The 9,871-nt window shown below is 72.4% G+C and carries 11 protein-coding genes; 9 read left to right on the top strand and 2 right to left on the bottom strand.

Going from position 1 to position 9,871, the window contains the following annotated elements:
• Positions 1 to 86: 86 nt before the first annotated feature.
• From ACE3Q3_RS03665 to ACE3Q3_RS03655, 3 genes are all read left to right on the top strand, one after another.
• The gene (locus ACE3Q3_RS03665; protein WP_374441951.1) at positions 87 to 671 is read left to right on the top strand and encodes an SDR family NAD(P)-dependent oxidoreductase; all 585 of its coding nucleotides are present in this window, start codon (positions 87 to 89) and stop codon (positions 669 to 671) included.
• 98 nt (positions 672 to 769) lie between these two features.
• On the top strand, positions 770 to 1,489 hold the full coding sequence (locus ACE3Q3_RS03660; RefSeq protein WP_374441948.1) for a hypothetical protein: 720 nt from the start codon (positions 770 to 772) through the stop codon (positions 1,487 to 1,489).
• The gene (locus tag ACE3Q3_RS03655) at positions 1,474 to 2,145 is read left to right on the top strand and encodes a histidine phosphatase family protein (protein WP_374441946.1); all 672 of its coding nucleotides are present in this window, start codon (positions 1,474 to 1,476) and stop codon (positions 2,143 to 2,145) included. The genes ACE3Q3_RS03660 and ACE3Q3_RS03655 overlap by 16 nt, the downstream gene beginning before the upstream one ends.
• A gap of 6 nt (positions 2,146 to 2,151) precedes the next feature.
• Here ACE3Q3_RS03655 and ACE3Q3_RS03650 read toward each other — a convergent pair whose 3' ends face one another.
• A complete protein-coding gene (locus tag ACE3Q3_RS03650) occupies positions 2,152 to 2,829 on the bottom strand; it encodes an IclR family transcriptional regulator (protein WP_374441943.1) in 678 nt (225 codons plus the stop codon).
• A 186-nt stretch (positions 2,830 to 3,015) separates the two neighbouring features.
• Here ACE3Q3_RS03650 and ACE3Q3_RS03645 point away from each other — a divergent pair, with 186 nt between their 5' ends.
• The 5 genes from ACE3Q3_RS03645 to ACE3Q3_RS03625 are packed head-to-tail and all read left to right on the top strand — an operon-like array spanning position 3,016 to position 8,194.
• Positions 3,016 to 4,236, top strand: a complete 1,221-nt coding sequence (locus ACE3Q3_RS03645) for a CaiB/BaiF CoA transferase family protein (protein ID WP_374441940.1) — start codon at positions 3,016 to 3,018, stop codon at positions 4,234 to 4,236.
• A gap of 52 nt (positions 4,237 to 4,288) precedes the next feature.
• Entirely contained in the window at positions 4,289 to 5,278 is a 990-nt protein-coding gene (locus ACE3Q3_RS03640) for a Bug family tripartite tricarboxylate transporter substrate binding protein (RefSeq protein ID WP_374441937.1), read from the top strand.
• On the top strand, positions 5,275 to 5,709 hold the full coding sequence (locus ACE3Q3_RS03635) for a tripartite tricarboxylate transporter TctB family protein (protein WP_374441934.1): 435 nt from the start codon (positions 5,275 to 5,277) through the stop codon (positions 5,707 to 5,709). The genes ACE3Q3_RS03640 and ACE3Q3_RS03635 overlap by 4 nt, the downstream gene beginning before the upstream one ends.
• A gap of 7 nt (positions 5,710 to 5,716) precedes the next feature.
• A complete protein-coding gene (locus ACE3Q3_RS03630; RefSeq protein ID WP_374441931.1) occupies positions 5,717 to 7,225 on the top strand; it encodes a tripartite tricarboxylate transporter permease in 1,509 nt (502 codons plus the stop codon).
• Between the two features lie 9 nt (positions 7,226 to 7,234).
• Positions 7,235 to 8,194 carry a hydroxymethylglutaryl-CoA lyase gene (locus tag ACE3Q3_RS03625; protein WP_374441928.1) on the top strand — a complete coding sequence of 320 codons (960 nt, stop codon included), beginning with the start codon at positions 7,235 to 7,237 and terminating at the stop codon, positions 8,192 to 8,194.
• A gap of 31 nt (positions 8,195 to 8,225) precedes the next feature.
• Here ACE3Q3_RS03625 and ACE3Q3_RS03620 read toward each other — a convergent pair whose 3' ends face one another.
• The gene (locus ACE3Q3_RS03620; protein ID WP_374441924.1) at positions 8,226 to 9,023 is read right to left on the bottom strand and encodes a DeoR/GlpR family DNA-binding transcription regulator; all 798 of its coding nucleotides are present in this window, start codon (positions 9,021 to 9,023) and stop codon (positions 8,226 to 8,228) included.
• A gap of 74 nt (positions 9,024 to 9,097) precedes the next feature.
• Here ACE3Q3_RS03620 and ACE3Q3_RS03615 point away from each other — a divergent pair, with 74 nt between their 5' ends.
• Positions 9,098 to 9,751: a TIGR00725 family protein gene (locus tag ACE3Q3_RS03615; protein WP_374441921.1), complete on the top strand. Its 654-nt coding sequence runs from the start codon at positions 9,098 to 9,100 to the stop codon at positions 9,749 to 9,751.
• Positions 9,752 to 9,871: the final 120 nt, after the last annotated feature.

Raw genomic sequence — 9,871 nt, 5'->3', positions numbered from 1 at the left:
GGGGTGCGGGGGTCCCCCTACCCCCCCCCCGGCCGCCCCGGGGGGGCCCCCCGGGGGTGGCGCGGTTGCCGGGGCAGGGGCGGGACGTGGGGGGGGCGCTGGCCGGCAGCGCCGACCCCGAGGCGATCACGCGCATGGTCGCGGGCGCCGTCGACCGGCTGGGCCGGCTCGACTTCCTCCTCAACAATGCCGGTACCCCGGCGACGTCGACGCCGATTCCCTTCGGCGACCTCGACGCCCAGACCGACGCCTTCTGGACGACGATCCTGACGGTCAACCTGCTGGGGCCGTTCCGCTGCACCAAGGCGGCGGCGCCGGCCCTGCGCGCCGCCGGCGGGGCGGTGGTCAGCACCGCGTCGATCGCCGGCATCGCCGCCAGCGGATCGAGCCTGCCCTACGCCGCCGGCAAGGCCGCGCTCATCAACATGACCCGCTCGCTGGCCAAGGCGCTGGCGCCCGACGTGCGCGTCAACGCCGTGGCGCCGGGGTTCGTCGATTCTCCCTGGACCCGGGAATGGCCGGACGACCGCAAGCAGGAGACCATCGAGAAGACGCCGATGAAGCGCGCCTGCCGGCCGGAGGACATCGCCGAGGCGATGCTGTTCCTGTGCGCCTGCGGGCCGATGGTGACCGGCCATACGCTCGTCGTCGACGGCGGCCTGACCGCCTGAGGCGCCGGCGGCGCGCCGGCCGGGACATTGCGCCCCTCGCCGTTCCGTCGTAAGGCGGAGCGGCGAGGGGGCGCAACGGAGGACGTGGCGACAGGGCGATGAGTTTGAGTTTTCGCGAAGATCGGCGGCGCCGCCGCGGCCGTGCGCGGGTGCTGGGCCTGCTGGTGGCGGTCGTCGTCTCGTCGGTGGCGCTGGGCTTCGCCTTCTATATCGGCGGCGAGCACGCGGCCGGCGAGATCACCGCCCTCAACGGCCGCATCGGCGAACTGACCGAGGCCAACGACCGGCTGGTCCGCGCCAAGGGCGAGGCGGAGGCGGCGGTGAGCCAGCTCCGCAACGCCTACCAGCAGCTCGAGCAGCGCTACGCGCGCGAGGTGCCCAAGGGGCCGGCCCAGGAGATCCAGCGCCAGGTCCAGATCAAGCTCGAGGAAGGGGTGACGCCCCAGCGCATCGCCGCCGTGGTGGCGATGCTCGAGGTCAAGCGGTCCTGCGAGCCGGCGGAGAACCGGCGCTTCTACGTCAAGGTGCCGCTCTACCGCGGCGGCGGGACCGAGGCCGTCTTCGGCGGCGGGCTGCTGCGGGTCGCCGGGTCGGGCGAGGCGATGCTCAATCCGCGCAACAGCCAGCCCCAGTCCTTCTACGACCCGGAGAAGCCGGTCCAGGTGGTATTGACGGCCGGCGACGGCGAGCGCCAGGTCCAGGGCGCGCTGCCGCTCGACCAGACCATCATCGGCGCCGGTGCGGAATGGCGGGTGCGCATGGCCAAGGGCGCCCGGGGCTTCGTCAACGTCACGGTGGATCGATGCAAGTTTCCCTGAGCGACGCCCGGGTGGGCGGGGTGCGGATCACCCGGATCGAAACGCGCCCCGGTTGCGTCGTCTGGCTGGTCCGCCATGGCGAGACCGAGTGGAACGCCCAGCGCCGGCTCCAGGGCCAGCACGATTCGCCGCTGACCGAGCGCGGCCGGCGGCAGGCGCTGGCCGTCGCCGACCTCCTGTCCCGGACCCTCGACCGGCAGGCGCCGGTGCGGCTGGTCGCGAGCCCGCTCGGCCGCACCCGCGCGACCATGGCGCCGATCGCCGCTGCCCTCGGCCGGCCCGTCCAGTATGACGACCGGCTGAAGGAGATCGGCCTCGGCGCCTGGGAAGGCATGACCTGGGGCGAGATCGAGCAGGCATTTCCGGGCGCGCTCGACGGCGCGACGCCGCACGAGCGGTTCTTCCGGCCGCCGGGCGGCGAGACCCATGCCGCCATGATCGAGCGGCTGGGCGGCTGGCTGGCGGAGGTCGACCAGCCGACGGTCGCGGTTTCGCACGGCTTCTCGGGCCGGGTCCTGCGCGGCCTCTATGCCGGTCTCGACCCGGTCGCGGCCCTCGACCAGCCGCAGCCGCAGGACGGAGTCTTCCGCCTGGCCGAGGGGCGGATGGAGTTCCTCCAGGCCACGGTCGAGGCCGAGGCGGCCGCGTCCGTCTGAGCCCGCCTATTCGTCGAACCAGTCGGCGGGGCCGCCCAGCGCCGCGGTGACGGAGCGGGCGGCGCCCAGCACCGCGTGGCGGGCCCGCGCCATCACCGCAGGATCGGCGAAGCGGGTGGCGGTGCCGGCGACGCAGAGCGCGCCGACCATGCGGCCGTCGCGGTCGAAGACCGGCGCTGCGGCGGCCGCCAGCTCCGGGTCGCGCTCGCCCATCGACGAGGCGAGCAGGGCGCGGCCGCGGTCGCCGCCGGTCCCGTTCTCGTAGCGCGTCAGCACCCGCCCGGCGGCGCCGCGGTCGACCGGCAGCAGGGCGCCGACCGCGATGTGGTCGCGGACGTTCTGCCGGCTCTCGATCCGCATCAGGCAGAGGCGGCGGTCGCGCTCGCGGACATAGAGCGAGACGCTCTCGCCGGTTTCCGCCGCGAGCGCCCGCAAGGTCGGTTCGACGACCGAGCGCAGGTCGAGCGAGCGCTCGAAGAGGGCGCCGAGGCGGAAGAGCGTCGGCCCGAGGCTCCAGGTTCCGTCCGCCCGCCGCAGGGCGAAGCGCTGGCGCTCCAGCGAGGCGAGCAGGCGCATCAGCGTGCTCTTGTAGAGGCCGGTGCGCCGCGACAGTTCGCCCAGGGTCAGCCCGCGGTCGCCGTCGCGGAAGGCGAGGAGGACGGCGAGGGCGCGGTCGACGGCCATGGCTCCATCCGCCTCGCGGCGGCGGGGCGGGGCGGTGACCGGATCGTCCGACGGCTTGACAGGCTTCGCCACGGCTGGTCACATTGCGGATAACAGAACTGCCGTTCTGTCTATCAGAACGATGGCGCTGACGACAAGCCGGAACCCGATGCGGCAACCGGTTGCGATGCCCTCGGGAGAACGCCGATGTCCGCCGCCGCCGACCTGCCGCTCGCCGGGATCCGGGTGCTCGATTTCGGGCACACCGTCATGGGGCCGAGTTGCGGGCTCGTGCTCGCCGACCTCGGCGCCGACGTCGTCCGCATCGAACCGCCGGGCGGCGACCGGACGCGCCGGCTGCCGGGCTTCGCCATCGGCTTCTTCGGCAGCTTCAACCGCAACAAGCGCAGCATCGGGGTCGACCTGAAGCAGCCCGAGGGGCGGGATCTCGTCCGCCGCCTGATGGCCGGTGCCGACGTCGTCATCGAGAATTTCGCGCCCGGCGTCATGGACCGTCTCGGCCTCGGCTGGGAGGATGCGCGGGCGGCCAACCCGCGCCTCGTCTACTGCGCGCTCAAGGGCTACCTGCCCGGACCCTACGAGCACCTGCCGGCGCTGGACGAGGTGGTGCAGATGCAGGCCGGCCTCGCCTACATGACCGGGCCGCCGGGCCGGCCGCTGCGGGCCGGGGCCTCCGTCGTCGACCTTTTCGGCGGCGTCTTCGGCGTGGTCGCGATCCTGGCGGCGCTGCGCGACCGCGACCGCACCGGCGAGGGGCAACTCGTCCGCAGCGCCCTCTTCGAGTCGACGGCCTTCCTCGTCACCCAGCACATGGCGGCCTCGGCCATGGTCGGCCAGCCGGTGCCGCCGATGCCCGGCCGGCGCGGTGCGGCCTGGTGCATCTACGACATCTTCGAGGCGGCCGACGGGCCGGTCTTCATCGGCGTCACCAGCGAGGCGCACTGGCAGCGCTTCTGCGCCGCCTTTCCGATCGACGACCTGCGCGACGACCCGACGCTCGCCAGCCACGACGATCGGGTGCGCCAGAAGCCTCGCCTCATCGAGCGCCTCGCCGGGCTCTTCGCCACCATCGCGGTCGCCGACATCCTCGACCGCTGCCGCGCCGCGCTCATTCCGTGCGCCCCGGTGGCGCGGCCCGACCAGCTTTTCGACGATCCCCATCTCAACGCCCGCGGCGGCCTCCTGGAGGTCGCGCTGTCCGACGCGACGACGGCCCGCCTGCCGGCGCTGCCGGTCGAGATTCAGGGCCGGCGTCCCGGACTGCGGCGCCAGCCGCCTGCCGCGGCCGCCGACACCCGCGACGTGCTGCTCGCGGCCGGCCTCGACGCCGCCGAGATCGAGCGGCTGGCGGCGGCGGGGGCGATCGAGCTCGCGGCGCCGGAAGGGTCGCGCGATGCCGCCGAATGATGCTTAGCTGTGTCGATTCCCGAGAAGAAACCCCGACCGTAGGGAGGAACGGATGACCATTCGATCGAAGACGGGGCTCGCGCTCCGCGGCGCGCTGGTGCTGGGCGCGGCCTTCATGCTGTCCGGCTTCGCCGGGGCGAAGCCCGAGTGCATCGCGCCCGCCGCGCCGGGCGGCGGCTGGGACTTCACCTGCCGCACGGTCGGCCGCCTGCTGCAGGAGCTGAAGATCGTCGACCGCCCGGTGCAGGTCGTGAACATGCCGGGCGCGGTCGGCGCCGTCGCCTTCGCCCATGTCGCGGAGAACCGCGCCAAGGACGGCAACCTGATCGTCGCCGGCAGCAGCGTCGGCATGACGCAGATCGCCCAGCGGCGCTATCCGGGCGACGTCGACAAGATGCGCTGGGTGGCGATGCTGGGGGCCGATGCCGGCGTCGTCCTGGTCAAGGCGGATTCGCCCTACAAGACGCTGGGCGAACTCGTCGCCGCCATGAAGGCCAACCCCGGCGTCGCCGTCACCGGCGGCTCCAGCGGCGCCGGCGGCTACGACCATCTGCGGCTGCTGCTGGTCGCCCGCGCCGCCGGCATCGGCGCGGCCGACCTGCGCAAGATCCGCTGGGTCCAGTTCGACGGCGGCAGCACCGCCGTCACCCAGATGCTGGGCGGCCATATCGGCGTCGTCACCACCGACCTCGGCGAGATCTCGGGCTTCGTCGAATCGGGCCAGGTGCGCGCGCTGGCGGTGCTGACCCAGGACCGCCTGCCCGGCAAGTTCGCCAACCTGCCGACCTCCCGTGAGCAGGGCTTCGACGTCGTCGGCCTCAACTGGCGCGGCTTCTACACCGGCGGCCAGGTCGCGGACGCCGACTACGACAAGATGGTCGCCGGCCTGAAGCGCCTCTACGACAGCCCCGAGTGGAAGGACACCGCGCAGAAGAGCGGGCTGACGCCGATGTGGTCGGGCGGCAAGGAGTTCGAGGCCTTCGCGCGGAAGTCGGTGAACGATCTGCGCGAGCTGTCGAAGGACATCGGGGTCATCAAGTGAGCGACCGGATCGTCGGCGTCGGGCTGATCCTGCTGGCCGCCTGGTACGGCTGGTCGGCAGGCCAGTACGAGGCGGCTTTCGCCGATCCGCTCGGCCCCGCCGCCTTCCCGCAGCTGCTGGCGCCGGTGATCGCGTTGCTCGGGCTCTGGCTCGTGTTCCGGCCCGATCCGGACCCGGAATGGACCGGCGGGCGGGTGCTGGCGCTGCAGGCGGCGTCGGTCGTGCTCATGCTGGCCTATGCCCTCCTGATCGTGCCGGCCGGGTATCTGCTCGCGACGACGATCCTGGCGGCCGTGCTGGCGGCGATGCTGGGGGCGCGGCCGCTGCCGGCCGCCGCCTCCGGCGCCGCCGTCAGCATCGGCACCTATCTGCTCTTCACCTGGGGGCTGGAGCTGTCCCTGCCGGGCGGCACCCTCTTCGCGGGAAGCTGACCCGGCCATGGACATCCTCTCCTCGCTCGGCGGCGGCTTCGGCGTCGCGCTGCAGCCGCTCAACCTCGTCCTGGCGCTGGTCGGCTGCTTTCTCGGCACTGTGATCGGCGCCCTGCCGGGCATCGGACCGGTGAACGGGATCGCCATCCTGATCCCGCTCGCCTTCAGCCTGAAGCTGTCGCCGGTCGAGTCGATGATCCTGCTGACCAGCGTCTACTACGGCACGATGTTCGGCGGCCGCATCTCCAGCATCCTGCTGAACATCCCGGGCGACGCGCCGGCGGTGATGACCTGCCTCGACGGCTATCCGATGGCCCTGAAGGGGCGGGCGGCGGACGCGCTGGCGATCTCGGCCATCTCGTCCTTCGCCGGCGGCACGCTGGCGACCATCGGCCTCACCATCTGCGCGCCGCTGCTGGCCAAGGCCGCCATCTATTTCGGCCCGCCCGAGTATTTCGCGCTCTTCGTCCTGGCGGTGGTCGCGGTCGGCGGCGTCGGCACCGGCAATCCGGCCAAGACCCTGATCGCCGGCATGCTCGGCCTCGCGCTCTCGACCGTCGGCATCGACCCCGCGAGCGGCGTGCCGCGCTTCACCTTCGACAGCTTCGAACTCTTCGACGGCATCGACTTCGTGGTCGCCGCGATCGGGCTCTTCGCGATCAGCGAGTTCCTGATGTTCCTGACCGAGAAGGACGGCGGCCAGGCCAAGCGCCTGCCGGTCGGGCAGATCCGCTCGTCCTTCCGCGACCTGATCTTTCCGGCCGCGACCCTGCGGTCGAGCGCGCTCGGCTTCGTCATCGGCGTCCTGCCCGGCGCCGGCGCGACGATGGCGAGCTTCCTCGGCTACACGCTGGAGAAGAAGGTGTCGGACAAGGACGGCACCTTCGGCAAGGGCGACCCCCGCGGCGTCGCCGCGCCCGAGGCGGCCGACAATGCGGCCGCCGGCGGCAACCTCGTGCCGATGCTGACGCTGGGCATCCCGGGCAGCGGCGCCACGGCGATCATGCTGGGCATGCTGGTGACGCTGAACATCCAGCCGGGCCCGCTGCTCTTCGAGCGCCAGCCGGAACTGATTTGGGGGCTGGTCGCCGCCCTCTATGTCAGCAACTTCATCCTGCTGGTGCTGAACATCCCGCTGGTCGGGATCTTCGCCCGGCTGCTGACGATCCCGACCCGCTACCTGATGCCGATCGTCGTCGTCATCAGCTATGTCGGCGTCTATTCGATCAGCAACAGCGCCTTCGACCTGCTGCTGATGACGCTCTTCGGCGTCCTCGGCTATGCGATGCGGAAGATGGGCTTTTCGATGATCCCGCTGGTGCTGGGCATGCTGCTCGGCGGGCCGATGGAGCAGAACCTGCGCCGGGCCATGCAGGCGAGCGGCGGCGAATGGTCGATCCTGGTCCAGAGCCCGCTCTCGATCGGCCTGCATGCCGTCACCATCGCCATGGTCGCGGCCGCCATCGCCTTCGAACTGCGCAGCCGCCGGCGCGTCCGCGCCGCGGCCAATCCATAGGAGCGAGCCATGTCCGACCTGCCGAGCTTCGTCCACATCCAGGAAGTGGGCCCGCGCGACGGGCTGCAGATCGAGCCGAAGTTCGTCGAGACGGCCGACAAGATCCGCATGATCGAGGCGCTGGCCGACGCCGGCTGCCGGGAGATCGAGGCCGGGTCCTTCGTCAATCCGCGGGCGGTGCCGCAGATGGCCGACGGCGACGCGGTCTTCGCCGGCATCCGCCGCAGGGAGGGGGTCGCCTACCGCGCCCTCTGGCTCAACGCCAAGGGGCTGGAGCGGGCGATCGCCAACGGCCATGTCGACGTCAACGGCAAGCTGACCCTGACCGCCAGCGAGACCTTCGTCCGCCGCAACACCAACCGCAGCATCGACGACACCCTGGCCCAGATGCCGGAATGGATCGCCCAGTACCGGGCGAACGGCATCGCGGTGCGGACGCTGGGCCTGATGGCCGCCTTCGGCTGCAACTTCGAGGGCTACATCCCCGAGGCGAAGGTGCTGGACCTGATCGCGCGGGCCGAAGAGGTGATGGCCGAGAACGGTTGCACCCTGAAGACGGTCAGCCTCGCCGACACCATGGGCTGGGCCTCGCCGCTCCAGGTGAAGCGTCTGGTCGGCGCAGTGCGCGACCGCTGGCCCGAGATGCGCATCAAGCTGCACCTGCACGACACCCGCGGCCAGGCGATCGCCAACGCCGTGGCGGCGATGGAGCTCGGCGTCGCCTATTTCGACTCCTCGGTCGGCGGGCTCGGCGGCTGCCCCTTCGCGGGCCACAAGGGCGCGGCCGGCAACGTCTCGACCGAGGATCTCGTCTTCTCCTGCCACGAGATGGGGATCGACACCGGCATCGACCTCGACGCCCTGGTCGAGGTCGCGCGCATGGCCGAGGGGCTGGTCGGCCACGAACTGCCCGGCAAGGTCATGAAGGGCGGCACGCTGACCCGCTACAAGCAGGCCGCGCCGCACTGACGGGGAGTTGGGGGGCGCCCGGCGCAGGTCGCTACGGCGCCACCACCAGCGCGACGCCGTTGGAGGCGGCGAGTTCCGTCAGCGGAGGCGGCAGGGGCGCGTCGGTGACGAGGTCGGCGAGCGCGTCGAAGCCGGCCACCGCGACCAGCGCGGAATGGCGGAACTTGTCGGCGGTGCCGGCGGCGATGGCGCGCCGCGAGCGGGCGATCGCCGCCTGCTTCACCGCGACCTTGGCGAGGTCGTAGTCCATCAGCGTGCCGTCCGGCTCGCAGCCGGAGAAGCCGATCACCGCATGGTCGAAGCGGAAGCGGGCGATGGCGGCCGTGGTCTGGTCGCCGACCAGCGAGCCGTCGGCGCCGCGGATGCTGCCGCCCAGCACGAAGAGTTCGATGCCGTCGGCGTCGGCGAGGATCGTCGCCGCCGGCAGCGAGCTCGTGAAGACGCGCAGGTGCCGGCGGCCGCGGAGGGCGCGGGCGACCGCCTCGACGGTGGTGCCGACATCGAGGAAGACCGCCGCGCCGTCGGGGACGAGGGCGGCGGCCGCCCGGCCGATGCGGTCCTTGGCGTCGGCGGCGACCGCGCGCTTCTCGGCATAGCCGAGGCGGACATGGCCTTCCCGCCAGCCGGCGCCGCCATGGAAGCGCTGGAGCAGGCCCTCGGCGTCGAGATGGACGATGTCCCGCCGCACCGTCTGGGCGGAGAGGCCGAAGCGCCGGGCCAGCGCCTCGACGGTGGCGAAGCCCTGTTCGCGCACGATCGCCAGGATGGCCGCCCGGCGCTGGCCGACCTCGTCCTCGGCTGCGCCGGCGAAAGCGGTTTTGTTCGGCATCGATGTAAGATATCTTACATTGGTGGAATCGTCGCCAGCCTAACGGGGCGGCGGCGCGGGAGGAAAGGGGAGGAATGGCGGCGACCTTCAGATGGTCGGGGACGGGCCGGACGCTGCATGGCGATGCCGGGCGCTTCGACCCGTGGGCGTTCGCCTGGGTGCCGGCGGCGATGCCGCCCGATGCCGTCCCGGTCGATGCGCTGGACGGCCTGCGCCGGGTGCTGGGCGGCCGGGAGCCGGGGGGGCGGGCGCGGCGGGTGCCCGTCGGCGTCATCGGTCCGCGCGAGGCGACCCCGGCGCAACTGGAACTGGCCGAGCGACTGGGCGGCAGCATCGCCGCGACCGGCCTTCAGTTGCTGTGCGGCGGCCGCGGCGGCGTCATGGAAGCCGCCTGCAAGGGCTGCCTGGAGGCGGGCGGCAGCCCGATCGGCCTCCTGCCCGACACCGAATGGACGACCGCCAACCCCTATGTGGCCATTCCCATCGCGACCGGCATCGGCCAGGCCCGGAACGCGCTGATCGCCCGCGCCTGCCTCGCGCTGGTGGCGGTCGGCGGCGGCTACGGCACCCTGTCCGAGATGGCGTTCGGGCTGCATTTCGATCGCCTGGTGCTGACGCTCGACCAGGCGCCGGCGGTCGACGGCGCGATCGCCTGCGCCTCGGTCGAGGAGGCGCTGGCGCGGATCGCCGGGCATCTGCTGCGGGAGCCGGGCGACCGCGTGTCATAAAACGATCACTGCTCGCCCCTATGGTCGAAAGCGATCATGAACGGGGCGGCAGACGGGGAGCGGCAACGGAGCGGCCATGGCATTCGTCACGATTGTCTACCTGCTCTTCCTCTTCGCCCC

The organism is Allostella sp. (genome assembly GCF_041913585.1).
Lineage (GTDB): Bacteria > Pseudomonadota > Alphaproteobacteria > ATCC43930 > Allostellaceae > Allostella.
Note: the sequence above shows the minus strand (reverse complement) of the source record. Positions and strands in the feature narration are given on the sequence as shown.